At 64.5% G+C, this 20,618-nt stretch carries 20 protein-coding genes; 2 read left to right on the top strand and 18 right to left on the bottom strand.

Features of this window, described 5'->3' with window-relative positions:
* Positions 1-49: 49 nt before the first annotated feature.
* The 14 genes from paaK to IQ16_RS04865 all read right to left on the bottom strand — a co-directional run bounded on the left by paaK (position 50) and on the right by IQ16_RS04865 (position 12,178).
* A complete protein-coding gene (gene paaK / locus IQ16_RS04930) occupies positions 50-1,381 on the bottom strand; it encodes a phenylacetate--CoA ligase PaaK (RefSeq protein ID WP_018648117.1) in 1,332 nt (443 codons plus the stop codon).
* Between the two features lie 40 nt (positions 1,382-1,421).
* Positions 1,422-1,871 carry a hydroxyphenylacetyl-CoA thioesterase PaaI gene (paaI, locus tag IQ16_RS04925; RefSeq protein WP_018648118.1) on the bottom strand — a complete coding sequence of 150 codons (450 nt, stop codon included), beginning with the start codon at positions 1,869-1,871 and terminating at the stop codon, positions 1,422-1,424.
* Positions 1,872-1,922: 51 nt separating this feature from the next.
* On the bottom strand, positions 1,923-3,005 hold the full coding sequence (gene paaE, locus IQ16_RS04920; protein ID WP_018648119.1) for a 1,2-phenylacetyl-CoA epoxidase subunit PaaE: 1,083 nt from the start codon (positions 3,003-3,005) through the stop codon (positions 1,923-1,925).
* A 174-nt stretch (positions 3,006-3,179) separates the two neighbouring features.
* Entirely contained in the window at positions 3,180-3,683 is a 504-nt protein-coding gene (gene paaD / locus IQ16_RS04915; protein WP_018648120.1) for a 1,2-phenylacetyl-CoA epoxidase subunit PaaD, read from the bottom strand.
* On the bottom strand, positions 3,677-4,453 hold the full coding sequence (gene paaC / locus IQ16_RS04910; protein WP_018648121.1) for a 1,2-phenylacetyl-CoA epoxidase subunit PaaC: 777 nt from the start codon (positions 4,451-4,453) through the stop codon (positions 3,677-3,679). The genes paaD and paaC overlap by 7 nt, the downstream gene beginning before the upstream one ends.
* Positions 4,454-4,620: 167 nt before the next feature.
* Positions 4,621-4,908 carry a 1,2-phenylacetyl-CoA epoxidase subunit PaaB gene (gene paaB, locus IQ16_RS04905; RefSeq protein ID WP_014496929.1) on the bottom strand — a complete coding sequence of 96 codons (288 nt, stop codon included), beginning with the start codon at positions 4,906-4,908 and terminating at the stop codon, positions 4,621-4,623.
* A gap of 10 nt (positions 4,909-4,918) precedes the next feature.
* Positions 4,919-5,911, bottom strand: coding sequence for a 1,2-phenylacetyl-CoA epoxidase subunit PaaA (gene paaA / locus IQ16_RS04900; RefSeq protein ID WP_018648122.1), 993 nt, complete (start codon positions 5,909-5,911; stop codon positions 4,919-4,921).
* A gap of 76 nt (positions 5,912-5,987) precedes the next feature.
* Positions 5,988-6,854, bottom strand: coding sequence for a phenylacetic acid degradation operon negative regulatory protein PaaX (gene paaX / locus IQ16_RS04895; RefSeq protein WP_018648123.1), 867 nt, complete (start codon positions 6,852-6,854; stop codon positions 5,988-5,990).
* A 206-nt stretch (positions 6,855-7,060) separates the two neighbouring features.
* Positions 7,061-7,831, bottom strand: a complete 771-nt coding sequence (locus IQ16_RS04890; RefSeq protein ID WP_026312830.1) for an alpha/beta fold hydrolase — start codon at positions 7,829-7,831, stop codon at positions 7,061-7,063.
* 188 nt (positions 7,832-8,019) lie between these two features.
* A complete protein-coding gene (locus tag IQ16_RS04885; RefSeq protein ID WP_020608147.1) occupies positions 8,020-9,306 on the bottom strand; it encodes a DUF445 domain-containing protein in 1,287 nt (428 codons plus the stop codon).
* 143 nt (positions 9,307-9,449) lie between these two features.
* Complete coding sequence (locus IQ16_RS04880; protein WP_011085671.1) at positions 9,450-9,905, bottom strand: phasin; 456 nt, start codon at positions 9,903-9,905, stop codon at positions 9,450-9,452.
* Positions 9,906-10,125: 220 nt separating this feature from the next.
* Complete coding sequence (locus IQ16_RS04875; protein WP_026312831.1) at positions 10,126-10,719, bottom strand: GNAT family N-acetyltransferase; 594 nt, start codon at positions 10,717-10,719, stop codon at positions 10,126-10,128.
* Positions 10,716-11,798: a PHA/PHB synthase family protein gene (locus tag IQ16_RS04870; protein WP_018648127.1), complete on the bottom strand. Its 1,083-nt coding sequence runs from the start codon at positions 11,796-11,798 to the stop codon at positions 10,716-10,718. The genes IQ16_RS04875 and IQ16_RS04870 overlap by 4 nt, the downstream gene beginning before the upstream one ends.
* Positions 11,795-12,178 (bottom strand): hypothetical protein, encoded by a 384-nt coding sequence (locus IQ16_RS04865; protein WP_026312832.1) that lies wholly within the window; start codon positions 12,176-12,178, stop codon positions 11,795-11,797. The genes IQ16_RS04870 and IQ16_RS04865 overlap by 4 nt, the downstream gene beginning before the upstream one ends.
* 161 nt (positions 12,179-12,339) lie before the next feature.
* On the opposite strand from IQ16_RS04865, the gene IQ16_RS04860 reads away from it, so the two are divergent.
* Together IQ16_RS04860 and IQ16_RS04855 are read left to right on the top strand one after the other, a co-directional pair.
* Positions 12,340-13,254 (top strand): alpha/beta fold hydrolase, encoded by a 915-nt coding sequence (locus tag IQ16_RS04860; RefSeq protein WP_026312833.1) that lies wholly within the window; start codon positions 12,340-12,342, stop codon positions 13,252-13,254.
* Between the two features lie 124 nt (positions 13,255-13,378).
* Complete coding sequence (locus IQ16_RS04855) at positions 13,379-13,843, top strand: nuclear transport factor 2 family protein (RefSeq protein ID WP_018648130.1); 465 nt, start codon at positions 13,379-13,381, stop codon at positions 13,841-13,843.
* 119 nt (positions 13,844-13,962) lie between these two features.
* On the opposite strand, the gene IQ16_RS04850 is transcribed toward IQ16_RS04855, so the two are convergent.
* The 4 genes from IQ16_RS04850 to IQ16_RS04835 form a co-directional block, all read right to left on the bottom strand.
* Positions 13,963-14,637 (bottom strand): polyamine aminopropyltransferase, encoded by a 675-nt coding sequence (locus IQ16_RS04850; protein WP_018648131.1) that lies wholly within the window; start codon positions 14,635-14,637, stop codon positions 13,963-13,965.
* A 30-nt stretch (positions 14,638-14,667) separates the two neighbouring features.
* A complete protein-coding gene (locus IQ16_RS04845) occupies positions 14,668-17,904 on the bottom strand; it encodes a bifunctional cytochrome P450/NADPH--P450 reductase (protein ID WP_018648132.1) in 3,237 nt (1,078 codons plus the stop codon).
* A 125-nt stretch (positions 17,905-18,029) separates the two neighbouring features.
* On the bottom strand, positions 18,030-19,025 hold the full coding sequence (locus IQ16_RS04840) for an alpha/beta fold hydrolase (protein WP_018648134.1): 996 nt from the start codon (positions 19,023-19,025) through the stop codon (positions 18,030-18,032).
* Between the two features lie 10 nt (positions 19,026-19,035).
* Entirely contained in the window at positions 19,036-20,586 is a 1,551-nt protein-coding gene (locus IQ16_RS04835; protein WP_018648135.1) for a WS/DGAT/MGAT family O-acyltransferase, read from the bottom strand.
* Between the last annotated feature and the right edge of the window lie 32 nt (positions 20,587-20,618).

Genomic DNA, 20,618 nt, shown 5'->3' with positions numbered 1-20,618 from the left:
CATGGTTCGAGACGGCGCTGACGCGCCTCCTCACCATGAGGGTTGAGAGCTAGTCCTTTGGCCGCTTGTCGTAGAGCCGCTTGGCTTTGCCGAGCGAGCGCTCCAGCGTGGCCGGCGCGACCACCTGAACCCTCGAACTGACGCCGATCGTATTCTTGATGTGGGTCGCGATCCGGTCCGCATGATCGACGAGCCCGCGGCCGTCCCAGCTTTCGGGCCGCGCCTCGGCGATGATGGTCAGCTCGTCCATCCGGCCTTCGCGGGTCAGTTCGAGGATGAAATGGCCGCCGCACCAGTCGGTGGCGAGCAGCACCTCCTCGATCTGGGTCGGGAACAGATTGACGCCGCGCAGGATGATCATGTCGTCCGAGCGGCCCGTGACCTTCTCCATCCGCCGCATGCCCGGCCGCGCCGTGCCCGGCAGCAGCCGTGTCAGGTCGCGGGTGCGATAGCGGATCACGGGGAAAGCTTCCTTGGTGAGCGAGGTGAACACCAGCTCGCCCTTCTCGCCGTCCGGAAGCACCGCACCCGTCTGGGGATCGATCACTTCGGGGTAGAAATGGTCCTCCCAGATGTGCAAGCCATCCTTGGTCTCGATGCACTCCTGCGCGACGCCGGGGCCGATCACCTCGGAGAGGCCATAGATGTCGGTCGCATCCATGTCGAAGGCGTCCTCGATCTCGCCGCGCATCGCATTGGTCCAGGGCTCGGCGCCGAAGATGCCGACCTTGAGCGAGCATTGGCGGGGATCGAGCTTCTGGCGCTTGAACTCGTCGAGGATCGCCAGCATGTAGCTCGGCGTCACCGTGATGATGTCGGGCCGGAAGTCGTTGATGAGCTGCACCTGCCGCTCGGTCATGCCGCCGGAGATCGGCACCACCGTGCAACCGAGTTTTTCGGCGCCGTAGTGCACCCCCAATCCGCCGGTGAAGAGCCCGTAGCCGTAGGCATTGTGGATGATCATGCCGGTGCGGCCGCCGGCGGCGCGGATGGAGCGCGCCATCACCTCCGACCAGGTGTCGATGTCACGTTGGGTGTAGCCGACCACGATCGGCTTGCCGGTCGTGCCGGAAGAGGCATGCACCCGCACCAGCTTCTCGCGCGGCACGGCAAACATGTTGAAGGGGTAGTTGTCGCGCAGGTCCGTCTTCACCGTGAACGGAAATTTTGCGAGATCGGAGAGTTCGCGAAAATCGGACGGATGCACGCCGGCCTTGTCGAACGCCTTGCGGTAATGCGCGACGTTGTCGTAGGCGTGCTTCAGCGACCAGGCCAGCCGCTGCGTCTGCAGCGCCATGAGCTCGTCGCGCGATGCGCGCTCATGCGCATCCATCTCGGCACTATAGCTGCTGGCACCTTCCTTGCGCCTCGTCAGAGCCATTCTCGTTTCCCCACATTGGTTTGTTTTTTCTTATTTGGTCTTATTGATCTTGCGCCGGCAGCCACGTGCCGGGAATGACACGCGAATGCCCGCGGAATTCGGCGATGACAGTGTCGCCAACGGTGACGCGCACGTCGTAGATGCCGGAGCGTCCACCTCGAGTCACCTCACCCGCCTTCGCGACGAGCCGGTCGCCGAGCTTTCCCGGCTTGATGAAGGTGATCTGTCCCTGCGCGGCCACGACGCGCTCGTTGTGCGAGTTGCAGGCAAAGGCGAAGGCGGAATCGGCGAGGGTGAAGATGAAGCCGCCATGGGCGATGCGCTGGCCATTGACCATGTCCGGCCGCACCGTCATCGCAAGCGTCGCATAACCGGGGCCGATCTCGACGATCTCCATGCCGAGACCTTTGGAAGCATCGTCCTCGGCCCACATCGCCTGAGCGCAGGCGCGGGCAACATCCTCAGGTGACAGGGCGGCTTTGACGTTCACGCGCTTCTCCCGGCTGTTTGCACGCAATGTTCTGCTGGTTGGCCCACACTGTCAAACATGGTCGTAATCGACGACGACCCGCTCCGTGGACGGCTTGGCCTGACAGGTGAGAACAAAACCGGCCTTGAGCTCCCACGGTTCCAGCGAATAGTTGATGTCCATCGGCGCCTCGCCCTCGACCAGCTTGGCGCGGCAGGTCGAGCACATGCCGCCCTTGCAGGCGAAGGGCAGATCGACGCCGGCGCGCAGCGCGGCATCGAGAATGGCCTCGTCCTCGGCGACCGGCACGTCGCGGCGTTTGCCGTCGATGATCAGCGAGGCGATCGCCTTCGGCGGCGCGTCGGGCGCAACGGCCTTCTTCGGCCGCGGCTTGCCGCCGAATTCGGAGACGAAGCGCTCGACGTGAATACGCTCGTCAGCAATGCCGAGATCGCGGCAGGTCACCTCGATCTCCTCGCTCATGCCAAGGGGACCGCAGACGAAAATGTGATCGACGCTTCCCGCCGGCACAAGCGAGCGCAGCAAGACCCTCACCTTGTCGCCGTCGAGCCGGCCATGCAGGATCGGAATGTCCTGCTCCTCGCCGGAGATGACGTGGAAGATCGAGAGGCGATCGATGAAGCGATCCTTGAGCTCCTCGAGTGCTTCGAGGAACATGATGTTGTCGGTGGTGCGGTTGCCGTAGAACAGGAAGAAGCGGCTGTCCCGCTCGCGCGCGAGGATGCCCTTCACGATCGACAGGATCGGCGTGATACCGGAGCCCGCGGCGAAGCCGACGTGGATCCGCGCGCGATCTGCCGGCGGGACCGCGCCGAAGCGTCCGGTCGGCGTCATCACGTCGAGCTCGTCGCCGCATTTCAATTCGTCCGCCGCCCAATTCGAAAACGCACCGCCGTCGACCTTTTTCACGGCGATGCGGATCTCGCCGTCGTCAGGGCCGGAGCAGATCGAATAGGAGCGACGCACCTCTTCGCCGTCGAGCATGGTGCGGAGCGTCAGGTACTGTCCGGGCGTGAAGGCGTAGTCGCCGGCAAGCTCGCCGGGAATGGTGAAGGTCATCGACACGGCATCGGACGCCTCGCGGCGGAGGTCGCTGACGGCCAGACGGTGGAAGCGCGGTGCGGCTGCGGACATTACAGGCGTCCTCGTTCGGTCTCTCCGTCGTCATTGCGAGCCACCGGGTCCGCGCAAAGCGCGGCCCGACGACAGGCTCCGCGAAGCAATCCAGAGTCTTTCCGCGGAAGCAGTCTGGATTGCTTCATCGCAAGAGCTCCTCGCAATGACGACAGGGTTGGCATCGTGCGTCTCTCAATGACACTTGAAATAATCAAAAGGTTCGCGACAGGTCTGGCAGCGCCACAGCGCTTTGCAGGAGGTCGAGCCGAATTCGGACAGCAGCTCGGTCTTGTCCGAGCCGCATTGCGGGCAAACGACGGCCTGCTCGCCGAATAGCGCGCGGCGCGAGCCCGAGGCCTGCGGCGGCGCGATGCCGTAGGCGCGCAGCTTCTCGCGCCCCTCCTCGCTCATCCAGTCCGTGGTCCAGGCCGGTGACAGCACGGTTCGCACCTTTGGCTGACGAAAACCGGCCCGCTCCAGCGCAATCTCGATTTCGAGCGCGATCATGTTCATGGCCGGGCAGCCCGAATAGGTCGGCGTGATCGCGACTTCGACATGTTCGCCGTCGAGCACGACATCACGGAGCACTCCGAGATCGGCAATGCTCAACACCGGGATTTCCGGATCGACCACGCTCGCGGCGGCATCCCAGGCGCGCCGGCGCAGCTCGCTGTCGTGGTCCAGCACCGTCACCATGCCTGCCCCGGAAATGTGCGCTGCATCGACTGCAGCTCGGACAGGAGATGACCGAGATGCTCGCTGTGGCGACCGGAGCGGCCGCCCTGCTGCATCCAGTCGTTCTGCGGCAACGTGAGCGTTGCTTCACGGGTGACATCCGAGAGCGTCGTCAGCCAGCGACCGCGCAAGGTGCCGGGATCGATGGCAATGCCGGCATGGATCAGGGCGCGCTCGCCGTCGTCGACGGCAAACATCTCGCCGGTAAAGGCCCAGAAATGATCGATCGCGGCCTGGGCGCGTCGATGGCTTTCGTCCGTGCCGTCGCCGAGCCGGATGATCCATTCCGAAGCGTGACGCAGGTGATAGGCGCTCTCCTTCTCCGACTTGGCGGCAATGGCCGCCAGCGTCGCATCGCGCGATGTCATCATCGCGCGCCAGTAGAGGTCGGCAAAAGCGGAATAGAAGAACTGGCGCACCAGGGTCTGGGCAAAGTCGCCGTTGGGCTGCTCGACCAGCAGCAGATTGCGGTACTGTCTGACATCGCGCAGATAAGCGAGCTTGTCCTCGTCATTGTCCTTGCCTTCGGCCTTGGCCGCGTAGCTATAGAGCTCGCGCGCCTGGCCGATCAGGTCGAGCGCGATGTTGGAGAGCGCCATGTCCTCTTCCAGCATCGGCGCGTGCCCGCACCATTCGGACAGCCTGTGACCGAGGATCAGCGCATCGTCGGCGCGGCGCAGCGCGTAGAACACCAGCGGCGTTTCGGAGACCTGAATGTTGGCGACCGGCATCTGTCCTATCCATCTTCCCACTTGTTCCGACCTCATCCTGAGGAGGCGCGCGAAGCGCCGTCTCGAAGGATGGGCCACGAGTCACGGGCCTTCATGGTTCGTTCGGCGATGCGGAGCATCGTCCGATGACGCCGCTTCGCGGCTCCTCACCATGAGGAGAGAGAGCGCTACATGTGCCCCACTTCTTCCGGCACTTCATAGAACGTCGGGTGCCGGTAGATCTTCGATTCCGCCGGCTCGAACATCATGCCCTTCTCGGCGGGATCGCTCGCGGTGATCGCGGTGGACGGCACGACCCAGATCGACAGGCCTTCGCCGCGACGGGTGTAGATGTCGCGGGCCGCCTGCAGCGCCATCGTCGCGTCGTTCGCATGCAGCGATCCCACATGCTTGTGCGCGAGCCCGTTACGGCTGCGAATGAAGACTTCCCACAGCGGCGTGTTCGGCGTGGCCATCGTGATCTCCCTACTCGGCTGCCTGCGCGGTCTGGCGACGCGCGCGCTTCGCGGCGTAAGCGGCGGCGGCTTCGCGCACCCATGCCCCCTCCTCGTGCGCCTTGCGGCGCGCGGCGATGCGATCGCGGTTGCAGGGGCCATTCCCGGCGAGCACCTGCTTGAACTCGCTCCAGTCGATCTCGCTGTAGCGCCAGTGGCCATCCGCATCCTGCGTCATGCCGGGATCTGGAATGGTGAGGCCGAGATATTGCGCCTGCGGAACGGTGGCATCGACGAACTTCTGGCGCAGCTCGTCATTGGAGAAGCGCTTGATCTTCCACTTCGTCGAGGTGTCGCTGTGCTGGCTCGTCGCATCCGGTGGGCCGAACATCATCAGCACCGGCCACCACCAGCGATTCAGCGCGTCCTGCGCCATCGCCTTCTGCTCGTCCGAGCCGCGGCACAGCGTCAGCATGATCTCGTAGCCCTGGCGCTGGTGGAAGGACTCCTCCTTGCAGACGCGGATCATCGCGCGGGCGTAGGGCCCGTAGGAACAGCGGCACAGCGGGATCTGATTCATGATCGCGGCACCGTCGACCAGCCAGCCGATCGTGCCGATGTCGGCCCAGGTCAGCGTCGGATAGTTGAAGATCGAGGAATACTTTGCTTTCCCCGCGAGCATGGCGTCGACGAGCTCCTCGCGCGAGGAGCCGAGCGTCTCGGCGGCGGCGTAAAGATAGAGCCCGTGGCCGCACTCGTCCTGCACCTTGGCAAGCAGCGCCGCCTTGCGGCGCAAGGTCGGCGCGCGCGTGATCCAGTTGCCCTCGGGCAGCATGCCGACGATTTCGGAGTGCGCGTGCTGGGATATCTGGCGGGTGAGTGTCTTGCGATAGGCCGCCGGCATCCAGTCGTTCGGCTCGATGCGTTCCTCCGCATCGACGCGGGCCTGAAACTGCGCAGCTTTGCCTGCGTCCTCCAGACCGCGATCATCGGTCTCGGCCGTGTTCAGCGCCTGGGTATACATGCGCGTCCTCCCGTTTTATTGGGAGGCAATATATAACAAGAATTACATCATGCAAGATATTTCTGTAACATAAAAATCAGATGCCAAACCTCCGTTCCAACAGCTTCCGCGCCGGCGGCAGCGCCCCCTTTTCATTGGTTCCATGGCCGTCAAGCCATTGCTCGGACGGAGCAAGCAGCGCGCGATAGATTTCGCCGCAGAGCGCGCGGGCCGCCCTGCCCGGCCAGTCCGCCGGCAGCAGGCTTTCGGGCAGCAGCGGATCACGCAGCACGACGCGGCGATAGTAGTGGATCAGCAGGATGCGCGCGGTGAAGGCGTCGGCCTCGGACAGATCTGTTCCGCGCGCGAGAGCGGCACGGAGCGGCTCGAACGTCTTCATGAACTTCAGATAAGCGTCTGCGGTGCGCTCCAGCGGCCAGCTCGCGCTGAGCAGGCGGCGGCCGCTGTCGTCCTCCGCGGAGACTTCGAGACGGATCGCGCCCGTAGCCTCGTCCGGCACCGGCACGCCTGACGGTGCGACCCAGACCCCCGGCAATGGACTGCCGAAGCCGGCATTGCGCAGCGCCTCGCGCGAGGCGTCGCGGTCCTCGCCATTGCCGATCAACAGCAGCTCGAAGCGCCCGGTCCAGTCCGATGGCGGCGGATCGTAGATGTGGCGCGTGGCAGCTTCGAACGTCTGCCGGCCCTTGTCGGCCAGGCGATAGAAACTGTTGCGACCGACCTTTTCGCGCGTCAGCCAGCCATCGGCCGCAAGGCGCGACATCGCGGTGCGAACGACACCGCTATCGATGTCCAGGCTTTCGAAGAATTCCAGCAGCGTCCCCAGCCACACGGAGCCACCGCGCGGCACGATGGCGTCGCCAAAGACGGTGATGACGATGGAGCCGGTGCGCGACGGTTCGCGCTTGAGCTGGTCGATGATGCGGGAGAGCGGATGCGCCATGCGCGAGGCATAGCGCGTTTGGTGCGGCTGCGACAATGGACGGCAGCGACGGCTCTTCTCCTTCTCCCCGCTTGCGGGGTGAAGGTCGGGATGAGGGGGAGCCTCCGCGCGTTCGGTGAGAATTGGACTCGCGGAGAGTCCCCCTCACCCGGATCGCATCTCCGATGCGATCCGGCCTCTCCCCGCGTGCGGGGAAAGGCGAAGGTTCACCGATGCGGATCGGGATAGGCCAGGCTGCGCCAGCCGCTGCGGTCGAACGGGCGCCACTGGCCTTCCTTCTGCGCAAGCCGGTCGGCGACCGCGTAGACCGCGGCGGGATGATGGCCCATGCCGCAATGGCTGCTCTCGATTTCGATGCTCTCGGTCTGCGCGCCCGATTTCTCCATGCAGCCCTGCCAGGCGCAGACGCCGTCGGTGCGACTGAAGATGGCGGTGGTCGGCACCGGCGGCGGGACAGCGAGCTCGCCGCCGAAGCGCGGATCGACCTCGTCGGCCTTGCGGCCGCTCGCCCATTCATAGACCCGCCAGGCATTGGTCGAACGGTGATCGCCCGCGAACGGGCTGCCGAGCGTGATGACCTGGCGCACACGCTCGGGCATCATCTTGGCGAGCTGGCGCGCATAGAGGCCGCCGAGGCTCCAGCCGACCAGGCTGATCTTGCGGCCGTGCGTGTCGCTAAGCTCCTCGACCAGATCGACCATCGCGTGCTGCACGCCGGGACGCAGGCCGTAATTGCGGCCCTGGCGCCAGCCGCTCACCGCATAACCCTTGCTGGTCAGGAACGAGCGCAGCGCGCGCGTGGACGCATCGGAAGCCACGAGGCCCGGCAGCACCAGCACCGGATGCCCGTCCCCGCGCGGCGCGAGGCTCAGCAGCGGCAGTGCGCCGAGGAACGCGCCGAACTCGTGGATCGCGCGCCCTTCCAGAAACATCAAAGTGCGGGACGGCGGACGCAGCGTCTGGGCAGTAGCGGTCATCAAGATTTCCCCTGAGAAGGCGCCGGCTGCGATGCCGGCAAATGGGCATGAATTCCAATACGCCGGCTTCGCGAACGTTCCGCAGCGCAACATGAATCAGCTAGGCGGCCGGTTCCGCATATTCAAGCGGGAGAGACGATGGCCGACAATAGGCCCGCGCGTTAATGCTAACGGCCGTGACGCAAAAGTCACAGCCATCGGAGCAGGAATTCTACGGAGTAGAGCGCGAGCCCGGCGAGCCCGCCGATCAGCGAACCGTTGAAGCGGATGTATTGCAGGTCGCGGCCGATGTTGATTTCGATCAGCGAAATCAGCTGCGTCATATTCCACGCCTTGACCTGGTCAGAGATGAAGGTGGAGACGCCGCTCTTCTGATCGGCGACGAAGCTGCGCAGCACGGTCACCAGGCCCTTGTTGATCTCGCCCCGCAGCTCGGCATCGCCGGCGAGCGCCTCGCCTGCCGAGACGAACATGCCGGCGAGATGATGCTGCAGCACCTGCGTCTCGCCGCTCGCGCTGCGCTCGATGAAGGCGCGCGTATTGGCCCAGACGGTGCGGGCGAGATCGGCAAGCTCCGGCCGCGCCAGCAGGTCGCGCTTCAAGCCGTCGATGCGGTCGATATAAGCCTGATCGGTGCCGAGCCGGTCGACGAAGTTCAGCACCATGCGGTCGAACTCACCGCGGAACGGATGCTTGGGATCGCTGCGCACCTCGTTGAAGAAAGCCGTGGCGGAGGCGACGATCTTGTTCACCAGAAACTTGTCGGCGCGATAGAGATTGAGCAGGGTCGGCAACTCCGCGCGCACCTTCTCGCGGATCATCGCCATCGTCTCTTTCTGGTTCAAGGTCTCGTGCATCACGCGCAAGAGATCGTCGAACAGGATCTGGTGCCGCCCCTCCGCAACGAAGCCGCGCAGCGTGCCGGCCGCGAGCGGAGCGAGGTCGATCGCCTGGAGCTGCGAGGACATGCGGCGGATGATGAAGGTCATCAGGCCGGAGCTTTCCGTCGCGGACACGGCCTCCGGCAACAGACGCAGCGCGAAACGCGCCAGATCGTCACTGCGCTTGCGGTCGCGTAGCCAGTCCGAGACGAAGGAGCCGAAATCGATCTCATTCAGCTTGGCCTCGACGGGACCGGCCTCGAGGAAATGCACCTGGATGAACTCGCCGAGCTTGTCGGCGATGCGGGCCTGGTTGCTCTGGATGATCGCGGTGTGTGGGATCGGCAGGCCGAGCGGCCGCTTGAACAGCGCGACCACCGCATACCAGTCGGCGAGGCCACCGATGGTCGCAGCTTCCGCGAAGGCGGCAATGAAGCCGAACACGGGATGCACGGGCAGCAGCCATTTCGCGACGATGAAGAGCAGAAGCGTCGAGACCAGCACAAGCGTCGCCAGCGCCTTCACACGGCGCAGCTCAGCCGCACGTTCGGCATCGCCGGGGGTGTCGAAGGAGAAGGTGACGGGTGCGTTCATGACTGCATCACAGTACTCGTCATTGCGAGCGAAGCGAAGCAATCCAGTCTCGCTTCGCTCCTCGCCATGACGGCGGCGCAAAACAAAAAACAAAAGGCCCGCCGAAGCGGGCCTCAAATTCAGTTTCTACTCAGGCGGCCAGATCAGGCGGTCTTGTTGTAGACCTTGGCGAAGTTGTCCTGAGCGGACTTCGCACCGTTGGCGGCGAGCTTGCCGAGATAGTCGGTGGTCGCCTTGGCGCGCGAGACGAACGCTTCGCCGCGGGAGCGGAGCAGGCTCGACTGGATCTCGACGGCTTCGCTGAACGACTTGGCGGACGCGAGCTTGTCGATGCCCGAGAAGAACGCCTCGGCGTCCTCGTAGATCGCCTGCTGGATGTTGCGGCTGATCTTGCCGGCTTCAGTGACGGACTCGGTCACCGCGTTCTCGACGGCGGCGGTCACGCGCTCGGAGCCAGCGAACACCTCGGCAGCACGGTCCTTGGCGGTGTTGGCAGTCTTCTTGACGAATTCGCGGGCGGCCTCGGGAACTTCCAGGTTCTGGATGTTCTTGAAAGCGTCCTTGAAGCCCTCGAAAGCGGTGTTGGTTTCAGTGGTCATGGGGTTCTCTCCATCCTCATTGGGTTGAGCTATGGGCTCACCCCGTCCGCATTGGCCCGGGGCACGGCTTATATGGCACGGTTAATTGTGCGATGCAATATTTGTATTGCAGTGCGATATCACGAAATCGTGAACAGCCTTAGCGGTAGGCATCGTGATGCCTCCGTAGCCAATTGGCCTCGCGATCGGCCCGATTTGGACCTAATGCTGGGCGGCCGCCTCAGTGCTGGACCGCGCCTGGCAGCCCGTAGGCCTCCATCTGGGCCTGGACCTGCGCGATGTTGTGGCCGAGCACGACGATGTCGTGGGTCTTGCCGTCGACGTCCCGGACATGATCCCGCAGCAGCGCTTCGGCCTTGAAGCCGAGACTCTCGAACAGGGCGATGGCCGCCTGCTGATCGACGGTCATCTGAACCGAGAGCTTTTCCAGGCCCGCCCCGAGCGCGAGGGCAAAGGTCTCCTGCGACAGCGCCTTGCCCACGCCCTGGCCGCGGACCTCAGGCGAAATGACCATCCGGATCTCGCCGACATGGGGCGACCAGGAGTGGGGATCGCGCACCAGCGTGCCGCAGCCGACGACCTTGCCGTCCCTGACCGCGAGCAGGCTCGTGATCGCACCCCGCTCGATCTCCTTGACCCAGGCCGACAGCACCTTGGGCTCGCTGATGTTGCGCGGCAGGAACAACAGGTCATGGGTCGGCAGGCCCTTGCCGAACGCCAGCACGGCGGCCTCGTCCGCGGGCGACATCAAACGGATCTCGATATCGCCGGCGTCGGTCTTGACGTGGCGCGGATAGGAACGCTGCTCGCTCATGTCGATCTCTTCCCCAGCCAGGAATCCAGTTTCGGCCACAGCCGCTTCACAGCATTGGCGCCGGCGACAAGCGAGACGTGACCGCCCTTCAACATCACCTCTTCCTTGTCCGCCGACCCGATCTTGGCGATCAGGTGCTTTGCGGCGTCATAGGGCACGATGTGGTCGTGCTCGGCGACCGCGTGCAAGATCGGCACCTTGATGTTCTCGAGCCTGGCCGCACGGCCGCCGACCGACATGGTGCCGTTGAACAGCTTGTTGTCCCACATCAGGTCCTTGGTGATGGCGCGGAAATACTCGCCGGCCAGCGGCAGCGTGTCGGTCGCCCAGCGGTCGAACATCCGGTACGACTTCACGAATTCGTCGTTCCAGATGTTCTCCCAGAGCTGGATCTGGCTCACCGTGCGCGAGGCCGGCCGCAGCATCTCGAACGAGGACAGGATCATCTCCGGCGGCACGTTGCCGACGCTGTCGACGAGGTGGTCGACGTCGAAATAGCGGCGGTCGGAGAAATTCGAGAACAGCTTCATCTCGCGGAAATCGATCGGCGTGGTGAAGCAGATCAGGTTCTTCATCGGCCCGTCCTGGTGGATCGAGCCGTAGAGCAGCGACAGCACGCCGCCGAAGCAATAGCCGATGACGGAAACGTCCTTCTCGCCCGAATCCTGCTGCACGCGGCGGACGCAATCCGGGATGAAGTCGAGGACGTAGTCCTCCATCCGCAGGCTCTTCTCCTCCGGCCGCGGCGCGCTCCAATCGAGCATGTAGACGTCGTAGCCGCGCTTCAGCAGGAACTCGATGAAGCTCTGGCCGGGCACGAGGTCGAGAATGTAGCCGCGGTTGGTGGTGGCCATCACGATCAGCACCGGCACGCGGTAGATCTCGTCCGACATCGGACGATAGTGATAGAGGCTCATGGTGCCGCGCGAATGCAGCACGTCCTTCGGCGTCGAGCCGAGCGAAGGGCCCGAGGTCGAGAAATATTCGACGCCCTTGATGCTGCGCCGGATCGCGCGCTGCACCTCGGACTGGATGCGCTCAGGGATGGACGCGAAATCAAGTGCCGCCGGCGCGTTCATGTCTGTCCTCCGTTTTCGGAGGGCGGACGTTTCGTCCGCGGCGGCCGCGGCGCAGCATCGAAGCTTTGCGAGATTCCGGAACTTGCCGCGATCTGGCTCAGCATCGACTTCATCTCGCCGATCTGGCCTTCAATGGATTGCAGCCGTTCCGCGAGCGCCGTCACCTGCTCGCGGCTCGGCAGATTCATCGTGACGAGATATTTCTCCATGAGCTCGCCGAGCTGCTTCTGAGCACCTGCAGCAACGCCGCCCGCCCGGTTCAGCGCTTGAGAAAACTCTGGCGACGACATGGCCTGATTGGCGAAGGAATTGAACCCCTTCTCCATCTCACCCATCATCTTCTGCCACATGGCGACGGGGTCATTGGTCTTGTCGGTCATCGGCGTCCTCCTGGTATCGAGAGCTGCGATGCCCTTCTTTTTCGCCATACCACACCGTTGCGCGGGGCCGGTCAACCGGCAAGCAGCGGACGCGTCGTCGCGCATGCGCTTCTTTGCGGCGGCAAACCGTGCGATACAGCAGCGATCAGCAGGAGGGACCCGTGACCGCCCATCAGCCGCCCCAGACCGTCCGCGCCAACGGCATCGACATCTGTTACGAGATCTTCGGGAACGACAACGCCGAGCCGCTGCTGCTCATCATGGGTCTGGGCGCGCAGATGATCCATTGGGACGATGCGTTCTGCGAGCAGCTCGCCACGCACGGCTTCCGCGTGATCCGCTTCGACAATCGCGACATCGGCAAGTCGAGCCATCTCACCGGCGGCAAGCGCCTGACGCCGCTCGAGCTGCTGAAGCTCCGCTTCCTGCGGATTCCCGTGGCCGCAACCTACAAGCTGATCGACATGGCCAAGGACACGGTCGGTCTGATGGATGCGCTCGGCATCAAGTCGGCGCATCTGGTCGGGGCGTCCATGGGCGGCATGATCGCGCAGGAGGTGACGCTGTCGTTTCCGCAGCGCGTGCGCTCGCTGACCTCGATCATGTCGACCACGGGCAACCCGCGCATACCGCCGCCGACACGTGAGGCCGCGGCGATGCTGATGGCGCCGCCGCCGCGCAGCAAGGAGGAGTTCATGGTCCGCTTCGGCCAGACCTGGAAGGTGCTGCGCGCAGGCTCCTTTCCGGAAGAGGAAGCGCTCGACCCTGACCGTGCCGAGCGCGTGTTCGCGCGCGGGCTCAATCCGGCCGGCGTCGGCCGCCAGCTTCGCGCCGTGCTTGCCTCCGGCAGCCGCAAGGAGCGGCTGCATACCGTGAAGGCGCCGACGCTCGTCATTCACGGCACCGTCGATCCGCTGGTCCATCCCGAAGGCGGCAAGGACACGGCGGCGTCAATTCCGAACGCAAAGCTGTTGATGATCCCGGGCATGGGCCACGCGCTGCCGATGCGCTTCTGGCCGGAGATCATCGGCGCCATCGACAAGCACGCGCGTGGCGCAGCGGCGCGGGCGGCGTAGACTCGCGGGCGGTCTCTCCGCGGTGACCATGTGAGCTGCCGGTGACTGTCTTAACGGAAGCCGGCACGAAAGCTATAGAGGCCTCCCTCGATCACAAAAGAGGCTACGGCCTCTCGGAGCTCACATGCATCTCATCGTCCGCCCGGTCGCCATGATTGCGGCTTCCATTGTCATGCTGTTCCTCGGCAACGGCGCCGCAATCGCCGGCAGCGCGCAGGAAGAAGCCAATCGCACTGCTGTGCTCGCCTTCTACGAGAAGGGCCTCAACCAGAAGGACGCCGATGCAGCCATCGCCTATATCGGCAACCGCTATGTGCAGCACAATCCAAATGCCGCCGATGGCCCGGACGGCTTCCGGAAGTTCATCGGCTTCCTCCGTGAAAAGTTTCCGAACTCGCACAGCGAGATCAAGCGCAGCTTCGTGGACGGCGACTACGTCATCCTGCACGTCCACTCCGTTCGCGAGCCCGGCGCCAGGGGCCGCGCGATCGTCGACATCTTCAAGCTGGAGAACGGCAAGATCGTCGAGCACTGGGACGTCGTTCAGGAGATTCCTGAAAATCCGGCGAACGGCAACACGATGTTCTGATATCGCAGCCGCGTAGGGTGGGCAAAGGCGCACCCTTCGCGCGCCGTGCCCACCATCCATCAAATCGATGCAAATGGTGGGCACGCTTCGCTTTGCCCACCCTACGATTTTCAGGGCGCCTAACCCTTCCTTGCCATCCAGATCACATGGCGCGCGCCGCCGCCCCTTCCGGTGGCGCGGACGTTGACTTCGTTCACATCGAAGCCGGCGGTCCGAAGGCGCCTGGTGAATGCCGGATTGGGTCCTGACGACCAGACAGCGAGCACGCCGCCCGGCCGCAGCGCAGTCTTGGCCGCCGTCAACCCGCTCGCATTATAAAGCGTATCATTGCCCTTCCGGGTCAGCCCCTCCGGTCCGTTGTCGACGTCGAGCAGAATGGCGTCGAACGCCGACCGCTGCGCCCGGATGATCTCGCCGACATCGATTTCGCGGATGCTCACCCTGGCATCATCGAGGCTCTCGCCGAAGACTTCCGCCATCGGCCCTCGCGCCCAGGCGACGACCGACGGGACCAGCTCAGAGACCACGATCTTCGCCTTAGGCCCGAGCACGGCCAGCGCCGCGCGCAGCGTAAAGCCCATGCCGAGGCCGCCGATGAGGATGACGGGCTTAGCGACCTTCTCGATCTGCTTTGCCGCGAGCGTCGCCAGCGCCGCCTCCGAGCCCGACAGGCGGTTGTTCATCAGCTCGTTGCTGCCGAGCTTGATCGAGAACTCCTTGCCCCGCCGCATCAGGCGGAGCTCTTCGTCGGAGCCGGGGATCTTGGCGGTGTCGATCTTTTCCCAGGGAATCATGGGAATGCTTTAGCACGATCGGACGAACAATCACCCACCCGCCCAGACGTCGAGCACATAGCGATTCTTCGTGCCCATCTCCTCGATCCACCGGGCGCCGGCGACGGCATCGCTGCCGCTCTTCTCGCCATGGATCGCGACCAGCGCGGCCTTCACGTCGGGCTCCATTTTTCCACCATCGCCGCAGACATAGATGATCGCGCCCCGCTCGATCAGCGGCCACACCCGGTCCTTCTGCGCGGCGAGCACGTGCTGCACATAGGTCTTCGGTCCGTCCGCGCGCGAGAATGCGGTGAACAGCTCGGTGATGCCGGCGCCCGCCAGTGCTTTCAGCTCGTCCGCATAGAGAAAATCCTGATCGGGATGGCGGCAGCCGAAGAACAGCATGGCCGGGCCGAGCGTGGTCCCTTTCGCCTTGCGCGCCGCGCGCTCCTGGAGGAAGCCGCGGAACGGCGCAAGTCCGGTGCCGGGGCCTATCATGATGATCGGCACGGAGGAATCATCCGGCAGCCGGAAGCCCGCCTTGGTCTCGCGCACGGTGGCATAGATCGTATCGCCCGCGCGGCGATTGGCGAGATAGTTCGAGCAGATGCCTTTGTAGACACCGCGCCCGGACGCGGCCGGCCCCGCGACCACGCCGACCGTGACGCTGCATCGCACCGGGTCGACCGACGGCGAGGACGAGATCGAGTAATAGCGCGGCGCCAGCAGAGAGAGCATTTCCAGATAAGCGTGGAACGGCAATTCGCAGGCCGGATATTCCAGCAGCAGGTCGAACACGGATTTGCGCCTGGACAAAATCTCGGTGCGGTACCGCTCGAGCGTTTCAGGCTCCTCGCCGACAAAGCCCAGCAGCTTCGGCTTGGTGACGGGGCAGCGGGTGTGATCGGCCATGATCTGGATCTGCTTGCGGGTCGCGACCTGCTGCAGTTCCACGAACTCGCTGAGCAGGCGTCCGACCGAAACGGCATCCCCCACCGGCAATTGCGCGCGCCGGCCTTCGGCGACCTGCAGCCTGATCTGGTCGGCCGGCAGGAAGCCGAAACGGCGGGCGACCGAATCCACCAGCGTCGGATCGTTGCGCGGGACGACGCTCAAATGATCGCCGACGCGGTAGGTGATGTTGGACGGCAGCTGCACCTCGATGTGGCGCGTCGAACGCTCCGAGGGAGTGGGGCCGCTCTTGTTCTGGAGCTCGTCGTTGACGAGCACCTTCATCGCCACCGCGCCGCCCTGGGCGACGATCGTGTTGACGGCCGTGACCGCGACCGGCTCGATCGCATAGAGCGGATCGTCCTCCGCCGTGCGGGTGAAATTCCAGTCGATGCCGAATTCCTTGGTCGCGACCTGGGCCGCCGCCGGGAACCATTTCTGGAACTGGCCGTCGAGATCGCTGCGCGCATCGCCCTCGCCGCGCGGATAGACCGCGCGGGCGCCGTGCTTCGACAATTGCTCGTCGATAAAGCGCGGCACCGATTGATAGGTCGCCGCCCAGTCGCTGTTGCCGCAGCCGAACACGGCGTAGCGCACACCGGCGAAGGCCTCCTTCGGCAGGTCGTCGCCAAGCCATTTGACGAACTGCGTCGCATTGTCGGGTGGCGCGCCGTTATAGGAGGCGCAGATGATCAGCACGCCGCCCTCCTGCGGCAGCTTGCCGACATAGTCGTCGAGCGGGCCGAGATGCACGGCAAAGCCGTTGATCTCCGCGAGGTCCGCCATGCGCGTCGCGAGCTCCTCGGCGGTGCCGAGATTGGAGCCGTAGAGCACCAGCATCGGCGTGTTGTGGCCGGGCCGCGTGGTGGGCTGGCGCTGCGTCTTCGGCGCCGTCGCCGCTGCGACAGGTCCGCCATAGGCGCCGCGCTCGCGATCGGAGCGCGGACGCACCTTGATCTTGAAGCCCTCCGGCTTCATCGTCAGCGTTTCCTTCAGGTGCATCTGGTAGCGCTGGTGGTCGATCAGCTTGAAGCGCTGCAGGATCATGCCGAGCGCGAGCGCTGCCTCGTGCATGGCAAAGCCGCGGCCGATGCAGGCGCGCTGGCCGTTGCCGAACGGCTTCCAGGCATTGATCGGCCGTTTCGCTTCCGCCTCGCGGCTGAAATTCTCGGGATCGAAGGCGTCGGGGTTGGGACCCCAAACACTGGGGTCACGATGCAGCGCCGTCACCAGGATGGTGACGAAAGTGCCCTTCCTGAGCTTGTACTTGCCGCCGCCGATGGTCTCGTCCTGCAGCGGCGAGATGCCATAGGCCGGCGCGGGCGGCCACAACCGCAGCGCCTCTTTGAGGATCTGCGTGATGTAGGTGAGCTGAGTCACCTGCTGGTAGGTCGGCTTCGCATTGACGTCGGGGCCGAAGACGCGGTCGACCTCGTCATAGGCCTTCTTGAGAATGTCCGGATGCTTGAGCAGTGCATACAGCGTGTAGGACAACAGGCCGCTGGTGGTCTCGTGCCCCGCGATCAGGAAGGTGTTGATCTGGTAGCGGATGTTGACGTCGTCGAGCTGCTCGCCGGTCGAACGGTCAACGCCGGTCATCATCGCGGCGAGCATGTCCTTCTTGTCGTCGATCCCCTCCGCGCTCTTGCGGCGCTCGGCGATGATCTCGTCGACCATCTTGTTCATGAAGGCGACGTCTTCCGCGAGCGTCTTGCGCCGCTTCTGCATCCAGAGCTGCTCGAACGGGAGGCCCCGCGTCATCATGATGGTTTCGAGCGAACGCACCAGGGACTCGACGAAGGGATGGTAGTCGCGCCGGTAGAACGAATTGAAGCGATAGTCGAAGCCGCACAGGCCGATCGTATCCAGCGTCAACGCGGTCATGTCATGGACGACGTCGATCTCGTCGTCGGCGTTGAGCCGCTCCCATTTCTGGACGAGCTGCTCGGCGATGTCGACCATGCTCGGGTGATAGGACTGCATGGCGCGGTTGCCGAACGGCTGCAGCAGGATGTTGTGCGCCTTGCTCCAGTTCGGCTCCCTGGTATCCGCGGTGAACAGGCCGTCGCCGCCGACCGCACGCACGCGCCGCAGCGCGCCGCGCACCGTCTTGTCGAAACGCTTCTCGTCAGAGAGCTCGTCGACGAGATCGTGGCCGGAGACGACGACGATCGGCGAGCCCATCATGTCGAGCCAGAAGATCGGACCGAGCTCCTTGGCGAGCCGCGTCAGGTGCTGCACGGGCGCCGCCGAATCCAGCGACAGCATATTGCCGACCACCGGCTTGGTCGGCGGCTGCGGGATCGGGTCCAGTCGATTCTTGGATGACGACATTAAATGCGCTTCCCCCCTGCCTCGATATTCAACGTCGTCATTGCGAGGAGCCCTTGCGACGAAGCAATCCAGAGTGTCTCCGCGGACGCATTCCTGGATTGCTTCGCTTCGCTCGCAATGACGAGCTAGCCAAACCGCCTTCTACGCCATTCGATCAGCTTGGCGCTGACCTCTTCCGGCTTCTCCTGCTGCGTCCAATGGCCGCTGTCCTTCACCAGGTACTTCTCGAGGTCGGCGATCAGCTTTTCCATCCCGTCGGCCGCAGATGGCGGCAGCACCGCGTCGTTCTCGGCCATGATCATCAATGACGGCACGTGGATGTGATGATCCAGCCCCTTCGCGCGCTCCCAATTGCGGCTGAAGTTGCGATACCAGTTGATGCCGCCCGTGAAGCCGGTTTCCGAGAACGTGTCGACGAACACCTTCTTTTCCTCCGCCGACAGGATCGGCGTGCGCGGATCATGTCTGGCGTCGTAATTCGCGATCATCTGCGGGAACGCCAGGTTGATGCGGGGCGAAGCACCAATGCCGGCAATCGGCTGTTCCTCGGGCGCACCCGGAGGGCGCGCGGCCGGCTTGCGCATGAAGGCATCAAACGTCTGTTCGACGCGACTGCCGAAAATCCTGTCCGGCTCGCGCGCGGGATCCTGGAACTGGACGATGTACATCTGGTCGCCAAAACGCTGGCGGAACAGCGCGATCGGGTCGATCGGCGCGCGATCCCAGTGCGGGGTGTTGACGCCGACGACGCCGGCGACGCGCGTGGGATGCCGCAGCGGCATCTGCCAGACCACGAAGCCGCCCCAGTCGTGGCCGACGAAGATCGCCTTGTCGATTCCGAGGTGATCGAGCAGCCCGACGAGATCGCCGGTCAGATGCTCCATGTCGTAGTCCTCGACCGGCTCGGGCCGGTCGCTCGCGCCATAGCCGCGCTGGTCGGGCGCGATCACGCGGATACCGGCTTCGCCGAGCGCCTTGATCTGGTGGCGCCAGGAGAAGGCGAGCTCGGGCCAGCCGTGGCACAGAACCACCGGCGGCTTGTCGTCGGCCGGGCCCGCTTCGTAATAGCCCATGCGGATTCCGTTCGTCTGCGCGAACTTGAGCGGCGGCATTTCAATCATTGCAACACTCCTACTCGGCAGCACCCTTGATGTCCGCCGACGGCGGCGCATAGGCCGCCTCCAGCGCGGCGAACTCCTCGGGCAGCATGTCGCACATCACCTGCACGTGCGGAATGATGTTGGCGCCGACGATGAAGCCGAAATCGAGCTGGTCGCGATAGCTCTGCACGGTGATGTTGAGCGCCTGTCCATGCGTCGAGATCGACACCGGGAAGATGTGCAAGAGCTCGGCGCCGGCGGCGTAGAGCGTCTGCCGCGGCCCGGGCACGTTGGACACGGTGATGTTGGCGGCCGGCGGCAGCACGTCGGAGAGATTCGAGCGGCTGTAGAGCAGCGCCAGGATCTGCACCATGATCGGCGCGCCCAGCATCGAGATGTTGGAGACCTGGGGCATCAGCGCGCGCAGCGGATGCGACATCTCCTTGGACTTGGTCGATTGCGCGATGATCGCCTCCAGCCGCGCCTTGGGATCGTCGATGTTGGTCGCGATCGCGCAGATCATGCCGAACACCTGGTTGTTGGCCTCGGTGTTGCCCTCCTCGCGCAGTGAGATCGGCACCGCGGCGGTCAGGGATTTCGCCGGCAACGTGCCATATTGCTGCAGATAGCGGCGGACCACGCCGGAGGCGAGTGCCAGCACGACGTCGTTGAGCTTGCCGCCAGCCTGCTTGGCCAGCGCCTTCGCCCGCGACAGCGAGATCGACACGCCGGCAAAGCTGCGTTCCGACGAGATCGTCTTGTTGAGCATGGTCGGCGGCGACACCATGCTGGCGAGGCTCTCGCGCGATTTGGGATCGGCGACCTTGCCGAGCACATCGGACACGCTCTTGAGCACGGTCGGGATGTTGCCGGCGAAGCGCACCGCGCTCTCGATCTGGTACATCGCGTTGTCGAACAGGATCGAGCCGATGTCGCTCTTGCCGGTGCGCGGCAGCTGCAGGTTCTTCGCCGCTTGCGAGGCATCGAGCGGCTGGCTGAACAGCTGCTGGTAGGAATCGAGCAGGTTCGCGGCGATGTCGCGCGGCTCCTGGCCGGGCTTGACTCCGCCCGTCGGCGGCTCGACCTGCCGCGGGATCGGCGAGATATCGTAGATCATGTTGGTCAGCGCCGCACCGGCGCCGCCGTCGATCGCGGCATGGTGCATCTTGGAATAGAGCCCGACCTCGTTGTCCTTCATGCCCTCGAACACGTAGAACTCCCAGAGCGGGCGGGCGCGGTTGAGCAGCTTGGCATGCATCCAGCCAACGATGCGCTCGAGCGTGGCGCGGTCGCGCGGCTGCGGCAGGCTGGCGCGGAAGATGTGACGGTCGATATCGAACTGGTCGTCCTCGACCCAGGAGGGATGGTCGATGTCGAGCGGCGCCTTCTCCAGCCGTGCTTTCAGGATCGGCGCGATGTGCAGGCGCGAGACGATCATCGCCTTGAAGTCTTCGAAGAAGTCGCCCTTGTAGTCGTCGGGCAGGCGGAAGATCGCCATGCTCCCGACATGCATCGGCATCTCAGGCGTTTCCAGATACAGAAACGACGCGTCCAGCGACGACAGCTTCTTACCGTCAGCCATAGTTCCCTCCCGAATAATCGACGGGCGCCTTG

The organism is Bradyrhizobium huanghuaihaiense (genome assembly GCF_007830635.1).
Taxonomy (GTDB): Bacteria; Pseudomonadota; Alphaproteobacteria; order Rhizobiales; family Xanthobacteraceae; genus Bradyrhizobium; species Bradyrhizobium huanghuaihaiense.
The sequence above is the reverse complement of the archived record's forward strand: the minus strand, read 5'-3'. Positions and strand labels throughout refer to the sequence as shown.